General features: G+C 61.3%; 19 protein-coding genes. 10 read left to right on the top strand and 9 right to left on the bottom strand.

The genetic code is table 11. The annotated features are described in order from the left end of the window. Window positions 1-6: 6 nt before the first annotated feature. Complete coding sequence (gene lysS, locus JTP94_RS26085) at window positions 7-1,503, top strand: lysine--tRNA ligase (protein ID WP_204853316.1); 1,497 nt, start codon at window positions 7-9, stop codon at window positions 1,501-1,503. Window positions 1,504-1,539: 36 nt separating this feature from the next. Then, window positions 1,540-1,824 carry a hypothetical protein gene (locus tag JTP94_RS26080; protein ID WP_204853315.1) on the top strand — a complete coding sequence of 95 codons (285 nt, stop codon included), beginning with the start codon at window positions 1,540-1,542 and terminating at the stop codon, window positions 1,822-1,824. 41 nt (window positions 1,825-1,865) lie between these two features. Here JTP94_RS26080 and JTP94_RS26075 read toward each other — a convergent pair whose 3' ends face one another. After that, window positions 1,866-2,651, bottom strand: a complete 786-nt coding sequence (locus JTP94_RS26075; protein WP_210384286.1) for a hypothetical protein — start codon at window positions 2,649-2,651, stop codon at window positions 1,866-1,868. A 242-nt stretch (window positions 2,652-2,893) separates the two neighbouring features. Here JTP94_RS26075 and JTP94_RS26070 point away from each other — a divergent pair, with 242 nt between their 5' ends. From JTP94_RS26070 to JTP94_RS26035, 8 genes are all read left to right on the top strand, one after another. Beyond that, entirely contained in the window at window positions 2,894-3,802 is a 909-nt protein-coding gene (locus JTP94_RS26070; RefSeq protein WP_034503273.1) for a LysR substrate-binding domain-containing protein, read from the top strand. Window positions 3,803-3,844: 42 nt separating this feature from the next. After that, on the top strand, window positions 3,845-4,459 hold the full coding sequence (locus JTP94_RS26065) for a 3'-5' exonuclease (RefSeq protein ID WP_204853313.1): 615 nt from the start codon (window positions 3,845-3,847) through the stop codon (window positions 4,457-4,459). A 224-nt stretch (window positions 4,460-4,683) separates the two neighbouring features. Further along, window positions 4,684-5,844: an ABC transporter substrate-binding protein gene (locus JTP94_RS26060; protein WP_204853312.1), complete on the top strand. Its 1,161-nt coding sequence runs from the start codon at window positions 4,684-4,686 to the stop codon at window positions 5,842-5,844. 232 nt (window positions 5,845-6,076) lie between these two features. Further along, window positions 6,077-7,063 carry an ABC transporter ATP-binding protein gene (locus JTP94_RS26055; protein WP_204853311.1) on the top strand — a complete coding sequence of 329 codons (987 nt, stop codon included), beginning with the start codon at window positions 6,077-6,079 and terminating at the stop codon, window positions 7,061-7,063. Further along, window positions 7,060-8,031, top strand: coding sequence for an ABC transporter permease (locus tag JTP94_RS26050; protein WP_204853310.1), 972 nt, complete (start codon window positions 7,060-7,062; stop codon window positions 8,029-8,031). Before JTP94_RS26055 ends, JTP94_RS26050 begins: the two co-directional genes overlap by 4 nt. After that, window positions 8,021-8,836: an ABC transporter permease gene (locus tag JTP94_RS26045; RefSeq protein WP_204853309.1), complete on the top strand. Its 816-nt coding sequence runs from the start codon at window positions 8,021-8,023 to the stop codon at window positions 8,834-8,836. The genes JTP94_RS26050 and JTP94_RS26045 overlap by 11 nt, the downstream gene beginning before the upstream one ends. A 13-nt stretch (window positions 8,837-8,849) precedes the next feature. After that, the gene (locus tag JTP94_RS26040; protein ID WP_204853308.1) at window positions 8,850-10,277 is read left to right on the top strand and encodes a gamma-aminobutyraldehyde dehydrogenase; all 1,428 of its coding nucleotides are present in this window, start codon (window positions 8,850-8,852) and stop codon (window positions 10,275-10,277) included. Between the two features lie 353 nt (window positions 10,278-10,630). Further along, window positions 10,631-10,804 carry a DUF1328 domain-containing protein gene (locus JTP94_RS26035; RefSeq protein WP_034483222.1) on the top strand — a complete coding sequence of 58 codons (174 nt, stop codon included), beginning with the start codon at window positions 10,631-10,633 and terminating at the stop codon, window positions 10,802-10,804. Between the two features lie 32 nt (window positions 10,805-10,836). Here the strand turns inward: JTP94_RS26035 and JTP94_RS26030 are convergent, their stop codons facing one another. The 8 genes from JTP94_RS26030 to JTP94_RS25995 all read right to left on the bottom strand — a co-directional run bounded on the left by JTP94_RS26030 (window position 10,837) and on the right by JTP94_RS25995 (window position 17,884). Further along, the gene (locus JTP94_RS26030; protein WP_204853307.1) at window positions 10,837-11,511 is read right to left on the bottom strand and encodes a DUF1345 domain-containing protein; all 675 of its coding nucleotides are present in this window, start codon (window positions 11,509-11,511) and stop codon (window positions 10,837-10,839) included. Between the two features lie 107 nt (window positions 11,512-11,618). Beyond that, complete coding sequence (locus JTP94_RS26025) at window positions 11,619-12,350, bottom strand: SDR family oxidoreductase (protein ID WP_204853306.1); 732 nt, start codon at window positions 12,348-12,350, stop codon at window positions 11,619-11,621. Window positions 12,351-12,462: 112 nt separating this feature from the next. Beyond that, window positions 12,463-13,593, bottom strand: a complete 1,131-nt coding sequence (locus tag JTP94_RS26020; RefSeq protein WP_204853305.1) for an extracellular solute-binding protein — start codon at window positions 13,591-13,593, stop codon at window positions 12,463-12,465. A 13-nt stretch (window positions 13,594-13,606) separates the two neighbouring features. Continuing rightward, the gene (locus JTP94_RS26015) at window positions 13,607-14,068 is read right to left on the bottom strand and encodes a MaoC/PaaZ C-terminal domain-containing protein (protein WP_204853304.1); all 462 of its coding nucleotides are present in this window, start codon (window positions 14,066-14,068) and stop codon (window positions 13,607-13,609) included. Between the two features lie 3 nt (window positions 14,069-14,071). Further along, window positions 14,072-15,145, bottom strand: coding sequence for a Gfo/Idh/MocA family protein (locus tag JTP94_RS26010; RefSeq protein WP_204853303.1), 1,074 nt, complete (start codon window positions 15,143-15,145; stop codon window positions 14,072-14,074). Window positions 15,146-15,319: 174 nt separating this feature from the next. Next, entirely contained in the window at window positions 15,320-15,649 is a 330-nt protein-coding gene (locus JTP94_RS26005; protein ID WP_204853302.1) for an L-rhamnose mutarotase, read from the bottom strand. Window positions 15,650-15,662: 13 nt separating this feature from the next. Next, complete coding sequence (locus tag JTP94_RS26000; RefSeq protein ID WP_204853301.1) at window positions 15,663-16,775, bottom strand: mandelate racemase/muconate lactonizing enzyme family protein; 1,113 nt, start codon at window positions 16,773-16,775, stop codon at window positions 15,663-15,665. Window positions 16,776-16,786: 11 nt separating this feature from the next. Beyond that, window positions 16,787-17,884, bottom strand: a complete 1,098-nt coding sequence (locus JTP94_RS25995) for an ABC transporter ATP-binding protein (protein ID WP_204853300.1) — start codon at window positions 17,882-17,884, stop codon at window positions 16,787-16,789. Between the last annotated feature and the right edge of the window lie 4 nt (window positions 17,885-17,888).

Below are 17,888 nucleotides of genomic sequence, written 5' to 3'. Positions count from 1 at the left end.
AGAACCATGAACGACAAAACCGAAACCGCCACCCTCTCCTCCGACGCAACGGAAGTTCGCGCGCAGAAGCTGAAGCTGCTGCGCGAGCAGATCGGCGACGTCTATCCGGCGCATTTCCACCGGACGCTGACCAATGCCGAACTGGCAGCGAAATACGAGGGCCTGGAGCCGGATACGGAAACCGCCGACGTCGTCACCGTCGCCGGCCGCGTCTATTCCTCGCGCAATTCCGGCATGTTCATGGACATCCATGACGCCTCGGCCAAGATCCAGATCTTCAGCCACAAGGACGTGACCGGTGAAGAGGCCCGCGCCCTATTGCCGATGATCGACATCGGCGACATCATCGGTGTTACCGGCGTCGTCCGCCGCACCAAGCGCGGCGAGCTGACGATCAATGCGCAGCAGATCACCATGCTGACCAAGTCGCTGCTGCCGATGCCCGAAAAGTGGCACGGGCTTTCCGATATCGAGCTGCGCTATCGCAAGCGCCATCTCGACATCATGACCAACGAGGAATCGAAGCTCCGCTTCCAGCAGCGCAGTCGCATCGTCTCCGGCATCCGCCGCTTCATGGAAAATGACGGCTTCATGGAAGTCGAGACGCCGATGCTGCATTCGGTCTATGGCGGCGCCACCGCCGAGCCGTTCAAGACGCATCACAACACGCTGAAGCTAGACATGTACCTGCGCATCGCGCCGGAACTGTTCCTGAAGCGCACGCTGGTTTCGGGCCTCACCGACAAGGTCTTCGAAATCAACCGCAACTTCCGCAACGAAGGCGTCTCCACCCGGCACAATCCAGAATTCACCATGATGGAGTGCTACTGGGCTTACGCCGACTACGAGGACATCATGGACCTCGTCGAGCGGCTGTTCTCGACGCTCGCCATGTCGATCCACGGCAGCACCGAATTCGCCTTCGGCGACAAGCAGATCTCCTTCAAGGGTCCGTTCCGTCGCGTACCGATGCCCGATGCCGTCAAGGAGGCGACCGGCATCGACTTCCTGGCGATCAAGACCGATGAAGAAGCCCGCGCCGCCTCCAAGGCCGCCGGCTTTACCGTCGAGAAAGACGCGACCTGGGGCGAATGCCTCGCCTTCATCTTCGAAGAAAAGGTCGAGGGCACGCTGATCCAGCCGGCACATGTCACGCATTTCCCGAAGGACATCTCGCCCTTCGCCAAGGAAGTGCCGGGCGAGCCGCGCCTCGTCGAGCGCTTCGAAACCTATTGCAACGCCTGGGAACTCGGCAACGCCTTCTCGGAACTCAACGATCCGGAAGAGCAGCGCGCCCGCATGGTCGAGCAGCTCGAGCAGGCGCATGCGCGCGGCGAAAAGCAGAAGGAACTGGACGAGGAATTCCTCGACGCCATCGACCAGGGCATGCCGCCTGCCGGCGGTCTCGGCATCGGCGTCGATCGCCTGATCATGCTGCTGACCAACTCGCCGTCGATCCGCGACATCATCCTCTTCCCGGCGCGGCGCGCCAAGGCGGATTGAGATAGTTTCGCCCTCCGAAAATCAAAGGTGTGAACCATGACCGAGAAAGAGACATTGGCCCCGGATGCCGACAGCGAGCAGCAGCGGCTGGCCGATCTTGCGGAGATCGGCGATATCGATCTATCGCAATACGCGCCGGGAACTTTCGGCTGCCACGAGGCGATGCACACGACATCGCTCATGCTCGACATGACCGACGATCATTTGCTGCAACACCCCGCCATCGTGGCGGATCCCGATTTCTACCGTCTTGCCGGCGAAGTGCACGAGGCGCTCTTTGCGCTTTACCAAGCTATCGGCGAGAAGCATCTGGTGGATTGAGGCTATTGCCTTCCCGCCCGAGAGCGCGAAGCTAGCTTGGATTAGTTCGTTACCGGCGAGCGTCGGTCGGCTGCACCCGTCATGGTTGGATCGAGCCCCGGTGAGGGGCTCTTTTCCTTGTCGCTGGCATCGGCGCCGATGAATTCGCCATTCTTGTCATATCCGGGCTGCACGTTGCCGGTCGACTTCGGCTCCGGAGGGGCCGGCTTCGCATCCCGCTGTTCCGTCTTGGCAGCCGCCTTTTCTTCGGCGGCGATTGCTGCCTTGAGCTTGTCCTTCTTGGCGCTGCCGCCGGCGTCGGCCGCCAGCGCGTTGTCGCAATCGCTGTAGTCCTTCAATCCGGCCAGTGCTGCATCGATATCCTCGACCGGCATGGTGATCTGTTCGCCGTAAAACAAGCCAGCGTTGCTCGCGCCGCCATTGTAATAACGTGCTGTGACCGGCTCCTCGACACTGCCATCGGTAAGTTTGTCGGGATGCGGGACATAGACGACATCGGCACCGAGCGCCCGGCCGCGTATGTCGGAGCGCAGCGACGGCCCATTCTTGTCGAGGACCACAACCTGAACGAGATCGGGCTTTTGCTCCTGGTACACGGCCTTAGCGACGCGCAGCGCCGTTCTCACCCGGGTCAAGCCATCGGTCGGATCGGTGCGGATATATTTACGCACCCAGAAGCGATTTTCCTTGCGGATGGTAACGAGATTGACGTCGGTGCACTGCAGCCCGTTGGGGGAAGCGGACGCGAAACCGAGCAGCCTGTCCTTGCCGATATAAAGCGCCAAAACGCCGGAGGAGCCTACGAGGAAGGCCACTCCGCCGATCATGACGACAAACTTCCGGGGAATCCGGAAAATGTGCAGTAAGGCGCTCACGCCAACTGCTCCCGCATAGACCGCTCCAAGACAACAAAGATGATCAACCCTCACGTTAGGGATATCGCGTTTCGGAATACTTAAAGCAGAAGCGAAACTTGCAACTCTGACGGCATCGTCACCAAAAAAGGTCCGAACTTTCACAGCGATGGCAGCGCTTGCCTTCAATGCCGCGCACATGCTCTAACGGCAACATGGCGTTCACCTTGAGACAGCTGCAATACTTTGTCGCCGTGGCGGAACAGGGCTCGATCACCCGCGCCGCGCAGAACCTGTCGATCTCGCAATCCTCCGTCACTGAGGCCCTGAAGGAGCTGGAAGGCGACCTCGGAGTCGAGCTGTTCGACCGGCATCCGCGCGGGCTGTCCATTACCCATAACGGCCATCAGTTCCTGCGCCACGCCACGAAGATTCTCGCCACCGTTTCCGACGCCCGCACGAGCTTTTCAGGCCAGCAGAACGCGGCCGGCGGCACGCTGAACATCGGGGTGACCTCGCTTGTCGCCGGTTATGTCCTGTCGGATCTTCTGGCGCGCTACCGTCGTGCCTGCCCCGGCGTCGAAGTCAGCGCCATCGAGGACAATGGCGGTTACCTGGAACATCTTCTGGTTGGCGGCGAGCTCGACGTCGCCGTCATGGTCATTTCCAACCTGCGCGACCGCATGGCCCTGCAGGCCGAAATCCTCGAAACGTCGCCCTACCGCCTCTGGTTGCCCATGGGCCATCCCCTCGTTTCCGCAGACATCATCAGCGTTGCCGATATCACCCGCGAGCCGCTGATCATGCTGACCATAGACGAAATCGAGGAGAACACCGGCAAGTTGCTGTCCGCACTCGGCGCCCGCCCGCATGTCGCCTTCCGCACGCGCTCGGTCGAGGCGGTGCGCAGCCTCGTTGCAACAGGCGCCGGCGTGGCGCTGCTGCCGGATCTCGTCTATCGCCCCTGGTCGCTGGAAGGCGATCGCATCGAGAGCCGCGACGTCTCCGGCTCACTGCCGGTCGTGCAGGTCGGCATGGTCTGGCGCAAGGGATCAAGCCTGCCGCAGGCCGCCCGCGACTTCGTCGGCGTCGCCGAAAGCATGCGGTCGGGACGACAGCGATAGCAGGGAGCTATTCCACAGGCACCAAGGAGTGGAGGATCGATTATGAAGACCGCAATCATTTTCGACTGCGAATTTCTTTGTCTTGAAGGCTCGCAACGCCGATTCTGGTGCGCGGCCCATGATCCCGATCCGGTTATCGCTGAGATCGGCGCCGTCAAGCTGGGGCTGGAAGGCGATTTCCCCATTCTGAGCACCTATAAGGCCTATGTTCGCCCTATCGACAGATTTGGCAACCTATATACGCTCGACCCGTTCTTCACCACACTGACCGGCATTACCGAAGAGAATATCAAGATTGAAGGAATGAGCTTGCAGGATGCGCTTGCCGGCGTTGACGGCTTCTCGGACGGCGCGCGCTTCTGGTCCTGGGGCAAGGACGAACTGAACATGATCGCGATCAGTTGCTATGTCGCCGGAATTCAGCCTCCAATTCCCGCCCACCGGTTCGACAATGCCGTCAAGCTGCTGATCGCGGCGGGAATGCCGATCGAAGATTTGGCGAAGACGCCGAGCAACAAGCTTGCCGACTACTATGGCGTGGAACATCCGCATTTACAGGGTCATGACGCGCTCGACGATGCACTTTCAGTGTCCTATACCCTGCAACACCTTATGAAGGCTGGACATTTGCGGTCTGAAGTCTTCGACCGCAACTAGCATCGCCGATGCTTTAACTTGGTGCCTCTTGAGCGCTATCGCCTCTCACGCAGGCCATATTCCCCCCTCACGTATGGCCACGGGCGGAGCAATCGGAAATTCCGATATCGGCTTTCTGATAAATGAATTTGCGAATACGGCAAAATAGCGTCACCTTTTTCTCCGGGAACAAAACGCCAGACGCTGGCTCCAATAGCAATTGGCTCAAAAACCGGGAGACTCCGATGAAGCATCTGCTGAAATCATGCACTGCTGCGCTCGCATGCTTAAGTTTCGCCACGCAGGTCATCGCCGCCGAGCCGCTGAAGACGCTCGGCAAGGGCGAAGGCGCCGTCAGCATCGTTGCCTGGGCCGGCTATATCGAGCGTGGCGAAAGCGACAAGAATTACGACTGGGTCACCGGCTTCGAGAAGGAAACGGGCTGCAAGGTCAGCGTCAAGACCGCAGCCACCTCGGACGAAATGGTCGCCTTGATGAACGAAGGTGGCTTCGACCTTGTGACGGCTTCCGGTGACGCATCGCTGCGGCTCGTTGCCGGCAAGCGCGTCCAGCCGATCAACACCGACCTGATCCCGAGCTGGAAGACCCTCGACGACCGCCTGAAGAATGCGCCCTGGAACACGGTAAACGGCGTCCATTACGGCGTTCCCTATCTCTGGGGGCCGAACGTGCTGATGTACAACACCGACGCCTTCAAGGGTGAGGCGCCGAAGAGCTGGAATGTCGTTTTCGAAGAAACCACCCTTCCCGACGGCAAGTCCAACAAGGGCCGCGTCCAGGCCTATGACGGCCCGATCTATATCGCCGATGCCGCCCTCTATCTCATGGCCCACAAGCCCGAGCTTGGCATCAAGGACCCGTACGAGCTCAACGAAGACCAATACAAGGCCGCCCTCGACCTGCTGCGCGGCCAGCGCAAGCTCGTCAGCCGCTACTGGCATGACGCGATGATCCAGACTGACGACTTCAAGAACGAAGGCGTCGTCGCCTCCGGCTCCTGGCCGTTCCAGGTAAACCTGCTGCAGGCCGACAAGCAGAAGATCGCCTCGACCTTCCCGGATGAGGGAACGACGGGCTGGGCCGACACCACCATGCTGCATGCCGACAGCGAACATCCGAACTGCGCCTATATGTGGATGGAACATTCGCTCCAGGCCAAGGTCCAGGGCGACGCGGCCGCCTGGTTCGGCGCCGTACCCTCGGTTCCGGCAGCGTGCAAGGGCAATGAACTGCTGACCGACAGTGGTTGCGCCACGAATGGCTACGATCACTTCGACAAGATCAAGTTCTGGAAAACCCCGGTCGCGAAATGCAGCACGCAGAGCGAATGCGTGCCCTATCATCGCTGGGTTTCCGACTATATCGGCGTAATCGGCGGGCGGTAGCACTACCTCTTCTCCCCAGCGGGGAGAAGATGCCCGTCAGGGCAGATGAGGGGGCGAGGAGCGTAGCGACGAACGTCCTGAGCAATAAGCGAAGGACAGCCTATGCCGCACGACCCCCTCATCCGACCATTCGGGCCACCTTCTCCCCGCTGGGGAGAAGGAAAAGTGTCTCCGCCAAGCGCCTTTCGCGCATCCAACCGGCGCAAGAGATAACCATTTTGGGGAGAAACCAATGACCGCCGTTCGTTTCCAGCAGGTGTCGCGCTATTTCGGCCAGGTCCGCGCTGTGGATCGCGTCGATCTGGAGATCGCGTCCGGCGAGTTCTTCGCCATGCTCGGCCCTTCCGGTTCCGGCAAGACCACCTGCCTCAGGCTGATCGCCGGCTTCGAGCAACCCACAGGCGGCCATATCGAGATCTTCGGCGAGACCACCGAAGGCGTGCCGCCCTACAGGCGCAACGTCAACACGGTCTTCCAGGACTATGCCCTGTTTCCGCATCTGAATATTCTCGACAATGTCGCCTACGGGCTGATGGTCAAGGGTGTGGGCAAGGCCGAGAGGTTGCGCGCCGCCAAACAGGCGCTGGAACTGGTGAAGCTGCCGGGCTATGGCGCCCGCCGCCCCGGCCAGCTCTCCGGCGGCCAGCGCCAGCGCGTGGCGCTCGCCCGCGCCCTCGTCAACAAGCCGAAAGTCCTTCTTCTCGACGAGCCGCTCGGCGCGCTGGACCTGAAATTGCGCGAACAGATGCAGGAGGAGCTGAAGGGCCTGCAGCGGGCGCTCGGCATCACCTTCGTCTTCGTCACCCACGATCAGGGCGAAGCGCTTTCGATGGCCGACCGCGTCGCCGTCTTCAATGATGGCCGCATCGTGCAGCAGGGCACCCCCCACGACATCTATCAGCGGCCAAAGACCCGCTTCGTTGCCGATTTCGTCGGTTCTTCCAACGTCATTGCCCCGGAGATGATGTCGTCGCTCGGCGGCGAGCGGCGTTGGGCGAGCCTGCGCCCCGAAGCAATTCGGTTGACTGAGGAGAGCGGTGTGGCAGCGACCGTGAAAGCGATGAGTTTTCTCGGTGCTGCTACCCGCCTCTCGGTGGAGGCAAATGGCGCGCACCTGCATGTAACCGTGCCCGCCGGCCAGCCGACGCCGGATACCGGCACTTCCGTCCGCCTCGCCTGGCTGCCGGCGGACGTGCACTACATGGATGACGCCGCATGAACGCCGCCGCCTTCCCCGCCTCGGCGCAAACGCCGGCCTCGATCCTGCCGAGCCGCGGCGGTTTCTTCGGCCGTCTCTCGGATCTCTTCTGGCGCCGTCCGCGACTGCTGCTGTTCCTCATGCTGACACCGCCGCTGCTCTGGCTCGGCGTCATCTATATCGGCTCGCTCATCGCGCTGCTGCTGCAGAGCTTCTTCTCGATCGACGACTTCTCGGGGATGGTGAACTACGAATTCACGCTCTCGACCTACGCGCAGCTGCTGAATTCAGCCAATTTCGATATCATCGTCCGCACGGTGGTCATGGCCGCCCTCGTCACGTTAGCCTCCGCCTTCGTCGCCTTCCCGATCGCCTATTACGCGGCCCGTTATGCGCAGGGCAAATGGAAGGCGCTGTTCTATCTCGGCGTCATGCTGCCTTTGTGGTCGAGCTATCTGGTGAAGGTCTACGCCTGGAAGCTGATCCTCGCCAAGGAAGGCATCCTCACCTGGATCTTCGACAAGCTACACCTCAGCTGGCTGCTGGACAGCGTGCTCGCTTTGCCCATCGTCGGCGGCAACTCCCTGTCGGTAAGCTATATCGGCACCTTCCTAGTCTTCGTCTATATCTGGCTGCCCTATATGATCCTGCCGACGCAGGCCGCTCTCGAGCGCGTGCCGACCAATCTGCTCGAGGCCTCGTCCGATCTCGGTGCCACGCCGAACCAGACCTTCCGCACCGTGCTGCTGCCGCTGGCACTCCCCGGCATCGTCGCCGGCTCGATCTTCACCTTCTCGCTGACATTGGGCGACTACATCATCCCCCAAATCATCGGCTCCTCGCGCCTCTTCATCGGCCAGGCCGTCTATGCGCAGCAGGGCACGGCCGGTAACGTGCCGCTTGCCGCCGCCTTCTCCGTTGTACCGATCGTCATCATGGCTATCTATCTCTGGATTGCCAAGAAACAGGGAGCTTTCGATGCGCTCTGATCGCGGCCAACGCGCCTCCCTATCTCTAAAGACAGCCGCCGCCGCCGGCCTGCTTTTCCTGCACCTGCCGATCCTCCTGATCTTCGTCTATGCCTTCACGACGGAGGAGAAGAGCTATCAGTGGCCACCACCCGGCTTCACGCTGCAATGGTTCGGCATCGCCTGGAACCGGCCTGACATCTGGTCATCCCTGGCGCTCTCGGTACAGGTGGCGACCATCGCGACCGCCATTGCCCTGGTGCTCGGTACGCTTTGCGCCGCCGCAGTCAGCCAGACCAAGTTCTTCGGCCGCGAGGCGATCTCGCTGCTGGTCATCCTGCCGATCGCGCTTCCCGGCATCATCACCGGCATTGCGCTGCGTTCCGCCTTCAGCCTGTTCGATATTCCCTTCTCAGTCTGGACCATCGTCCTCGGCCATGCGACCTTCTGCGTCGTCGTTGTCTATAACAATGCCGTCGCCCGCTTCCGCCGCACCTCCGGCTCGCTGATCGAGGCCTCGATGGATCTCGGCGCCGACGGCTTTCAGACTTTCAGGCACATCATCTTGCCGAACATCGGCACGGCGCTGCTCGCCGGTGGCATGCTTGCCTTCGCGCTGTCCTTCGATGAAGTCATCGTCACCACCTTCACCGGCGGCCAGCAGATGACCCTGCCGATCTGGATGTTGGAGGAACTCATCCGCCCGCGCCAGCGACCCGTTACCAACGTCGTCGCCATGGTCGTCGTGCTTGTCACCTTCCTGCCGATCCTGGCAGCCTACTATCTTACCCGCGACGGCGACCAGATCGCCGGCGGCGGCAAATGAAAGGGAGATAAATATGGATACCCAGATGCTGATCGGCTCCCGCTTCGAAGCCGGCACGGAAACGGAAGAGCGTGTCCTCAACCCGAAGACGGGCGAGACCGTGCTCGAACTGCCGGAGGCCTCCCTCGGCCAGATCGACGCCGCCGTGGATGCCGCGGAAAAGGCCTTTACAAGCTGGTCGCAGACGACGCCGAGCCAGCGTTCGGCCTATCTCCTCAAGATCGCCGACGCCATCGAGAGGGATGCCGAAGGCTTCGCTGCCTTGGAAGCACTCAACTGCGGCAAGCCGATCAATGCCGTCCTCAATGACGAAATCCCCGCCATCGTCGATTGCTACCGCTTCTTCGCCGGCGCGGTGCGCAACCTGCATGGCCCGGTCGCCGGCGAATACCTGCCCGGCCACACCTCGATGATCCGCCGCGACCCGATCGGCATCGTCGGCTCGATCGCGCCCTGGAACTACCCGCTGATGATGATGGCCTGGAAGCTGGCACCGGCAATTGCCGGCGGCAACACCGTGGTCTTCAAGCCCTCCGAGCAGACGCCGCTGACGGCGCTGAAGATGGCGAAGCTGCTTGCGGATATACTGCCCGAGGGCGTCGTCAACGTCATTCTCGGCCGCGGCGAGAGCGTCGGCAATGCACTGATCAACCATCCGAAGATCGGCATGGTCTCCATCACCGGCGATGTCGCCACCGGCAAGAAGGTGCTTGCCGCCGCCGCAAAGACCGTGAAGCGCACCCATCTCGAACTCGGCGGCAAGGCTCCGGTCATCATCTTCGACGATGCCGATATCGACGCCGTCGTCGCCGGCATCCGGACCTTCGGCTACTACAATGCCGGCCAGGACTGCACCGCCGCCTGCCGCATCTATGCAGACGCCAAGGTCTACGACAATTTCGTCGCCGACCTGACCTCCGCCGTCTCCAGCATCAAGTTCAACCTCGCCGACGACACGGAAAACGAAATCGGACCGCTGATCTCCAAGCGCCAGCGCGACCGCGTCGAAAGCTTCGTCACCCGCGCCGCCGAACACAAGCACATGGAGATCACCACCGGCGGCAAGACCTCCGGCGAGCGCGGCTTCTTCTACGCCCCGACAGTGGTTGCCGGCGCGACGCAGGATGACGAGATTGTCCGCCGCGAAGTCTTCGGCCCCGTCGTCTCCGTCACGCGCTTCACCAATCCGGACGACGCCGTCACCTGGGCCAATGACAGCGACTACGGCCTTGCCTCCTCCGTCTGGACCAAGGACATCAGCCGCGGCATGCAGACCGCCGCCCGCCTGCAATATGGCTGCACCTGGATCAACACCCACTTCATGCTGGTCAACGAAATGCCGCATGGTGGCCTGAAGCAATCAGGCTATGGCAAGGATATGTCAGTCTACGCTATCGAAGACTACACCGCCGTCCGACATGTGATGATCAATCATGGGTGAGATGTGGCTATCGATGAAGCCTGCTTTCTCGAGTTTGGGGCAACGCTGTACCCCCCTCTGTCACTTCGTGACATCTCCCCCACAAGGGGGGAGATCGTTGGGAGAACGCCGCAATCGCTTTTGAGACGGTAGGCTTGATTTCTGCAGCCTCAATATTTGTTTGGGGCGATGGTAGTGCTGCGGGTTACCAATCTCCCCCCTTGTGGGGGAGATGTCACGATAGTGACAGAGGGGGGTGCCGCACTCTCCGCAACTCCCGCGAAAGACGACAACACCCCATTAATCGAAACGGCTTCGGAACAATTTACCGCCCTTCTGCGTCTTTAAGGAGTGCAACGCAGAGGAGATTCACCATGCTGAAGTGGGCACTTATATTCTTTGTAGTTTCGCTGATTAGCGGCTTTTTCGGCTTTTCCGGCGTGTCGGCGGCGACCGCAACCATCGCGCGCGTCCTCTTCGCCATCTTCCTGATCATCTTCCTGGTGTTCCTGGTTCTGGCTGTTATGGCCGGCAACGCCGTGGTCTGATGATATAAGCCGCCATTGTCGAAGGGGCGGGCCTAGATCAGGCTCGCCCCTACATTTATGGCGAGCGCCAGGATCGTCGTATTGAACAGGAACGACAGGATGGCATGAAGAAGCACCAGCTTACGCATTCCAACGGTGGAAACGCCGATATCGGCGGTCTGCGCGGCAACGCCGATGGTGAAGGAAAAATAGAGAAAATCCCAATAGATCGGCTCTTCCACCGGCTCGGCAAACTTGAGCCCCTGCCCCTTGCCCGGGCTGCCGTAGAAACGATGCGCATAATGGGTGGTGAACAAGGTGTGCAGAAATGTCCATGAGATCAGGATCGTCACGATCGCCATCATGACACGTAAAAATGCCACCTCCGGCGACGCATCCTTCACGCCAATCAGATCCAGCACGATGCCGCCGATGCTGGCGACCGCCGCGCCGACCGACAGGAACAACAACAGCGCATCCGAAAAATCGAGATCGGCGGAGCGCTTGCGGATACGCTGCACATCGGCCGTCAGCATTCGGTAGAGGCTGTAAAGAATATAGACGACGGCAGTCGTATCCCAGGCGATGAGCAGGTTGCTCGTATCGAGATCCCTCGACGTCAGCAGCAGAAAAACCGCGACGCCGGCAAGCACGGCAATCAGGATCACTTGATGCTTGCGCAACAGCACAAGACTCCTGGAACGATGCAACAGTCCGTTCGAATCCATGCCGTTCTCCCAATCGAAAATCGTCTTGCAGAACCGATTCGCTGACGAGAGTGGCAAATAAAAGGAGGCCCCGCAATACGAAGCCCCCTATCCGTCAAAGGAAGGGTTCAGCCGGTCCAGCCGCCGTCGACGACGTGAATCTGGCCTGTCGTGAAGCCCGCCTCATCGCCTGCCAGGTAAGTCACCAGAGCGGCGATCTCTTCGGCGTTGGCAATCCGGCCCATCGGCTGGCGGGCAATGAAATCCTTCATCGCCTTGTCGTAGTCGCCCGTTGCCCGCAGCCGCTCATGCAGCGAGGGGCTGTCGACCGTGCCCGGGCATATGGCGTTGGCGCGGATGCCCTTGGAGACGAAATCGGCGGCGATCGACTTGGTAAGCCCGATGACGGCGGCCTTCGAGGCGCAATAGGCGAAGCGGTTGGGCACGCCCTTCACGCTGGAAGCGACCGAAGCCATGTTGACGATCGAGCCCTTGCCCTTCTCAAGCATGCCCGGCAGGAAGGTACGGCAGGTCGTGTACATCGCCTTGGCGTTGAGGTTGAAGGAGAAATCCCAGTCCTTCTCCTCGCAGTCGAGGATCGTGCCGGCATGCACGAAGCCGGCGCAATTGAAGAGCACGTCGATGGGGCCGATTTCGTTGGCGTAAGCCTTGACCGCTGCGCTGTTGAGCACATCAAGCACATGCTTGCTGGCGCCTTCCAGCGTCGAAAGCGTCTGCTCGTTGATATCGGTGGCGTATACATGCGCGCCGAGCGAAATGAAGCGCTCCGCCGTCGCCCGGCCGATGCCCTGCCCCGCCGCCGTGATGACGACCTTCTTTCCTTCCAACCCGTGACCCATAATCCTGATCCTTTCCTCGGGAATATGATCTCATCCATTCCAACAGCCGGAAAATCGCCGGCGGCATGTCAGATAAGATCATGCAATAACAAATAGTTGGCGCAGCCTCGCCTTAACCTTCGAACGATTGCGCGAAGAGCCGGTTGAGCTTTTCGACGAGGACTGTATGCCGCTCGCCCGCTCGCAGTCCATCGCTAATCACTTCTGACGCCGCGCTCTGGAATGCCATATAGCCGTCGTGCCGTGGCCGCACATAAGCGCCCTCCAGCGTTGCGCGCGTGTTGCGGTAAAAGTCGAGCGCGGGCGTATTGACCGTGTCGCTGACCCAGGCGTCGGAATGACCAGGCTGACCGTTGCTGCCGGCATAGACGCCTGATTGTACCGGCCCGCCCGCGATCCAGCGCGCAAAAGCCTTCGCCTCTTCAGGAGCTTGCGTGCGGGCCGAGACGGCGATGCCTGTGCCGCCAAGCGCCGAACCGTTCGGGGCACGCCCATCGATGACGGGCATATCGGCGAAGGCGATCGGCGAAGGCCTGAATTCTGCGAAGGAATAGTTGACGTAGCCGTAGACGAACGGAGACACATCGTATGGGCTATCGGGCTGGCCCATCAGGTCGAGCACGGCGATCGGATCCATCTCGTAGCATCGGACATCCATCGCGGCGACGATCCGTGCCATCCAGTCGAGCACCGCCTCGCCATCCGCCTTCTCGATGAAATCCGGTCCCTCGATGCTGCAGGGCGTGCCGAGATGGGCTGCAAGCGTGATGAAAGTCATCAGCGAATGCGGCGGCCGCATCGGCAGGATCGCCTTGCCCTTCGCTGCGAGCGTGATGAACTCGGCAAGATCATTCACCGGCGCGCTCATGCGGTCGGGGCGGTAAGCCTGCACCTGCGTTGCCGCATCGATCGGAAAGGCCCATTGCCGACCCTGCCAGTTGTAGCTCGGATAGGAGCGGCCGACCGTGCCGGCCGCGATCGCGGCAATCTCGTCCGCATGGGCAGCATCGTCGAGCGGCAAGAGGCAGTTCTCGCGCATGATCTGCCCGACATGCGGATGATCGACGACGATGAGGTCGTAGGCGGCAGCCAGCTCCTCGACCGGGAAGGTCTCGAAATCCTGCAGCGACCGCTTCTCCCAGGTGATCTCGACACCGGTCTTTTCCTGCCAGAGCTTCGAGCATGCCAGCATTGGATCGTAGCCGCGCGGATGCGACCAGGTCATTCCCCTAAGCTTAATCATGTGAGCTTCACCATCATGCCTTCTCCGTAGCCGATTTGCGCTCGACGATCAGGATATGATCGGCGGCGAGCACGACTTCGTCGCGCTGGTTCAACACTTCGCAGCGCTCGACGACACGGCCGGCCGCCGGCCGCTTCGGATCATCCTCCTTCGCCGATATGGTGACACGCGTGCGGATCGTATCGCCGATATGCACGGGACGGACGAAGCGGAGCCGGTCATAGCCATAGGAAAAGGCAACGGGGTTGATGAGCGACGCCGTGAGGCCGACGCCGATCGAGAAGATCATCGTGCCATGCGCGATACGCTGGCCACCAGGCAAGGTCTTGGCGAATTCGGCATCCATGTGATGCGGAAAGAAATCACCGGTATGGCCGGCATGAACGACGAAGTCGGTCTCGGTGATCGTCCGTCCTGTGGTCACCCTGACATGACCGAGTTCATAGTCTTCGAAGTAGATGGTTTGTTCAGACATTCCTCAAGCCTTCGGAAGTTCGGCAATCGGCGTCGCCGGAGCGGCGCTCGACTGATAGGCAGCTTCGACCAGCGCCATGGTCTGCCAGGCATCCTCGACCGAGCCGATCAGCACCTTGTCCTCGCCTGAGGCGAAGCGCTGCAGGTTGGCCATACGGTTGACGAAGGCATCCGGGAACCAGGCGCCCTCGAGCTTCACCTCCACCCAATCATTGCCACCGGCGGGACGGATCCACAGCTCATCCGGCTCGCCGCGCGGATAGTCGAGATTGACGCCGAGCTTGATATAGGCAGCACCCTTGGTGCCGGCGATACGGAACTCGCAGGCCTGGTACTTACGGCCGAAATCATGGTCGTGATTGACCGAGAGTATGCAGCGCACCTTGTCGCCATAGTCCAGGATCGCTGCCGTCCGCGTCTGGGCGACATCGTGGTTGGGATGGCCAATGGTCTTGGCATGCACGCCCTGCGGATTGCCGAGCAGCCCGCGAATGAAATCGAGGTAGTGTATCGAGTGCATGGCGATCTCGATCCGCGGCAGACCCTTCAGGAAGGGCCAGAGCCCCCAGGGCGTCGCAAGCGCGAGCCATGCGTCGAAATCGACGACCTCGCCGAGATAGCCCTTCTCCACCGCGTCATAAAGCGCCAGCATCATCGGCGCGAAGCGCAGCTGGAAATTGACGGCCGCCTTGATATCGCGCTCGCGGCAAACCCGCAGAATCTCGGTTGCACCGGCCAGATCGCTGCCCATCGGCTTCTGGATCAACGCAAAGGAGCCCCGCGGCAATTTCGAGAGGATCGTAGCGTGCGCCGCCGGCGGCGTCGCGAGATCGAAGATCGCGCCTTCGACGGCCAACGCCTCCGCCTCAGTGGCAAAGGCGCGGATACCCCATTGAGCCGCCAGCTCCGCCGCCTTCTCGGCATTCGGGTCGTAAAGACCCGCCACCGGGAAGCCGCCCTTTTTGTAAGCCGGCAGATGCGCATCGCCGACGATACTGCCGGCACCGAAGATCACGATCGGGCGCGGCTTGCCGGGTTTGGGCCACCATTGGCGGAGAGATTTGGGATCGAAGGTCATTACACCCTCCCCTTGAGGGGGAGGGTCGGACCGAAGGTCCGGGGCGGGGTGACCCCTCCTCGTGCAAAGAAGGTAGACATGTGCATCCCGAGCGTCACCCCCACCCGCGCGTACCGCGCGACCTCCCCCCTCAAGGGGGAGGTGGTCGCTTCGCGGCGCCTTTCATTCCAATCTCTAATCATGATGAAACACCTCCTCCATCATGGCCCACCACTCACCCTCCTTGCGGGTCTCCAACGGCTTCTGACAGGGCATGCAGACCGACCACCATTCCTGGTTTTTCGGGCTGGCGGCCATCTTGCGCATGTCGGCCTCGAAATCCGTGCCGACATATTCCCAGTAGCCGAAGAGCAGGTTTTCCGGCTCCTTCAGGAAGATCGAATAGTTGGTGATGTTGCATTCGGAGATCAGCGCCAGGATCTCGGGCCAGACGGCCGCGTGTAGCGCCTTGTATTCCGCGACCTTGGCCGGCTCCAGGCCGATCACCATACCCATCCGTTGCATGGCCAGTTCCTCCTCAGCGATGTATTTCCCGCGTGAATTCGCCGATCGAGCGAGCCTTCACCGCTTCCCAATCCCAGGCAATGCCGATACCGGGCTCGGAGGGCGCAAGCGCCATGCCGTCGACGATCTCCATGCCCTTGGTGGTGAGGTCATCGAGCTGCGGGATATATTCGACATATTTGCCGTTCGGCACCGCGCAGGCGAGGCTGACATGCAGCTCCATCAGGAAATGCGGGCAAACGGGAATGTCGAAGGCCTCGGCCGCATGCGCCACCTTGAGCCAGGGCGTGATACCGCCAATGCGGGCAACATCGACCTGAACAATCGAGCAGGCGCCCTTCTGCATATATTCGCGGAAATGTCGGATCGAATACATGGACTCACCGACCGCGATCGGCGTCGGCGTCGATCGCGTCAGCCGAATATGGCCGTCGAGATCGTCGGCCGGCAGCGGCTCCTCGATCCAGGCGAGATCCAGCTCCTTGAGGCGCGCGGCCCGGCGGATCGCCTCGTCGACGGTAAAGCCCTGATTGCAGTCGGTCATGATCTCGAAGCCGGAGCCGAGCGCCAGGCGCATCGCCGCGAGCCGATCATAATCCTCCGAGCCATGCGGCTTGCCGATCTTCACTTTCGAACCGGAAAAACCCTTGGCCTTCGCCCGCAAGGCATCCTCGACCAATGCTTCCTTCTCGATATGCAGCCAGCCGCCCTCTGTCGTATAGAGCGAGCAGCGATCCCTAGCGCCGCCGGCCAGCTTCCAGAGCGGCAGGCCCTGCTTTTTGGCCCGCAGATCCCACAGCGCCGTATCGACAGCGGCAAGCGCCAGTGCGGTGATAGGCCCGATGGTCGTCGCGTGGGTGGCGAATTCCAGTTTGTGCCAGATCGCCTCGATGCAATCGGCATCCTCACCGAGCAGTAGCGGCACCAGATGATCTGATAGCAGCCGCATGACGGACGAGCCGCCGGTGCCGATCGTATAGCTGTAGCCGGTGCCGACAGCGCCGTCGGAATCCGTGATGGTGACGATCGGCGTCTCCTGGCTGACGAAGCTCTGGATCGCATCCGTCCGCTTCACCTTCGGCGGCAGGTCGACCATGCGCAGTTCTATTTTCTCGATACGTGCCATGGGTCGGCTCCTCAGATTGCCAGGCTCTTGCCGGTTTCGACAGAAAAGAGATGCGCCTGGCTGAAATCGAAGCTCATCTTCAATTGCTCGCCGCTCTTCAGGGCATGCGGATTGAGCATGCGCGACACCCAGTCGCGTCCGGCGAATTCGACGAAAACAAGCGTTTCATTGCCGAGCGGCTCGGTGATGGCGACAGGCAGCGTCAGCTCGTGTACCGCCGATTCAGCACCGGAATGCAGACCGTGGCCGGTCGGGAAGATGTCATCGGGCCGCAGGCCGAAGGCGACCTTTTCGCCGTCCTTGACCTTGCCGGCAAACTGGCCGGGCAACGGCAGCCGGTCGCCATTCTTGAACACCAGCTCGCCGGCTTTCAGCGTCGCTTCCTCGATGTTCATCGGCGGCGAGCCGATGAAGCCGGCAACGAAGCGCGTAGCAGGCTTCTTGAACACCTGATCCGGCGTGCCGACCTGCTCGATATAGCCGTCGCGCATGATGACGATACGGTCGGCGAGCGTCATCGCCTCGACCTGGTCGTGCGTGACATAGACCACCGTCGACTGCACCTTGGCGTGCAGCTTCTTGATCTCGGTGCGCATCTGCGTGCGCAGCTTGGCATCGAGGTTCGACAGCGGCTCGTCGAAGAGGAAGACTTCCGGCTGGCGCACGATGGCGCGGCCCATCGCGACGCGCTGGCGCTGGCCGCCGGAAAGCTGCGCCGGGCGGCGGTCCATCAGGACATCCAGGCCGAGAATGGCGGCCGCCTCGTTGACGCGCCGGTCGATCTCGGTCTGCGGCTGCTTGGCGATCTTCAGAGAGAAGCCCATGTTCTCGCGCACCGTCATATGCGGATAGAGCGCATAAGACTGGAACACCATGGAGATGTTGCGGTCGCGCGGCGGCAGGTCATTGACGACGGTGTTACCGATCTCGATCGTGCCGCCGGAGACTTCCTCGAGGCCGGCGATCATCCGCAGCGTCGTCGACTTGCCGCAACCGGAGGGGCCGACGAGCGCGATGAATTCCTTATCGGCGATGTCGAGATCGATCCCGTGGACGATTTCCAGCGCACCGTAGCGCTTGACGAGTTTTTTGAGAGAAACCTGAGCCATGAGG

Source organism: Martinezella lusitana (assembly GCF_016901135.1).
Classification (GTDB): Bacteria; Pseudomonadota; Alphaproteobacteria; order Rhizobiales; family Rhizobiaceae; genus Rhizobium; species Rhizobium lusitanum_D.
Note: the sequence above shows the minus strand (reverse complement) of the source record. Positions and strands in the feature narration are given on the sequence as shown.

Excerpts from the sequence above, each read along its gene's own strand:
- JTP94_RS26045 (WP_204853309.1), top strand. The coding sequence starts at position 8,021 with ATGCGCTCTGATCGCGGCCAACGCGCCTCCCTATCTCTAAAGACAGCC.
- lysS (WP_204853316.1), top strand. The coding sequence starts at position 7 with ATGAACGACAAAACCGAAACCGCCACCCTCTCCTCCGACGCAACGGAA.
- JTP94_RS26005 (WP_204853302.1), bottom strand. The coding sequence starts at position 15,649 with ATGCAACGGATGGGTATGGTGATCGGCCTGGAGCCGGCCAAGGTCGCG.
- JTP94_RS26075 (WP_210384286.1), bottom strand. The coding sequence starts at position 2,651 with ATGATCGGCGGAGTGGCCTTCCTCGTAGGCTCCTCCGGCGTTTTGGCG.
- JTP94_RS26030 (WP_204853307.1), bottom strand. The coding sequence starts at position 11,511 with ATGGATTCGAACGGACTGTTGCATCGTTCCAGGAGTCTTGTGCTGTTG.
- JTP94_RS26000 (WP_204853301.1), bottom strand. The coding sequence starts at position 16,775 with ATGGCACGTATCGAGAAAATAGAACTGCGCATGGTCGACCTGCCGCCG.
- JTP94_RS26080 (WP_204853315.1), top strand. The coding sequence starts at position 1,540 with ATGACCGAGAAAGAGACATTGGCCCCGGATGCCGACAGCGAGCAGCAG.
- JTP94_RS25995 (WP_204853300.1), bottom strand. The coding sequence starts at position 17,884 with ATGGCTCAGGTTTCTCTCAAAAAACTCGTCAAGCGCTACGGTGCGCTG.
- JTP94_RS26070 (WP_034503273.1), top strand. The coding sequence starts at position 2,894 with ATGGCGTTCACCTTGAGACAGCTGCAATACTTTGTCGCCGTGGCGGAA.
- JTP94_RS26025 (WP_204853306.1), bottom strand. The coding sequence starts at position 12,350 with ATGGGTCACGGGTTGGAAGGAAAGAAGGTCGTCATCACGGCGGCGGGG.
- JTP94_RS26010 (WP_204853303.1), bottom strand. The coding sequence starts at position 15,145 with ATGACCTTCGATCCCAAATCTCTCCGCCAATGGTGGCCCAAACCCGGC.
- JTP94_RS26015 (WP_204853304.1), bottom strand. The coding sequence starts at position 14,068 with ATGTCTGAACAAACCATCTACTTCGAAGACTATGAACTCGGTCATGTC.
- JTP94_RS26020 (WP_204853305.1), bottom strand. The coding sequence starts at position 13,593 with ATGATTAAGCTTAGGGGAATGACCTGGTCGCATCCGCGCGGCTACGAT.
- JTP94_RS26055 (WP_204853311.1), top strand. The coding sequence starts at position 6,077 with ATGACCGCCGTTCGTTTCCAGCAGGTGTCGCGCTATTTCGGCCAGGTC.
- JTP94_RS26065 (WP_204853313.1), top strand. The coding sequence starts at position 3,845 with ATGAAGACCGCAATCATTTTCGACTGCGAATTTCTTTGTCTTGAAGGC.
- JTP94_RS26040 (WP_204853308.1), top strand. The coding sequence starts at position 8,850 with ATGGATACCCAGATGCTGATCGGCTCCCGCTTCGAAGCCGGCACGGAA.
- JTP94_RS26050 (WP_204853310.1), top strand. The coding sequence starts at position 7,060 with ATGAACGCCGCCGCCTTCCCCGCCTCGGCGCAAACGCCGGCCTCGATC.
- JTP94_RS26060 (WP_204853312.1), top strand. The coding sequence starts at position 4,684 with ATGAAGCATCTGCTGAAATCATGCACTGCTGCGCTCGCATGCTTAAGT.
- JTP94_RS26035 (WP_034483222.1), top strand. The coding sequence starts at position 10,631 with ATGCTGAAGTGGGCACTTATATTCTTTGTAGTTTCGCTGATTAGCGGC.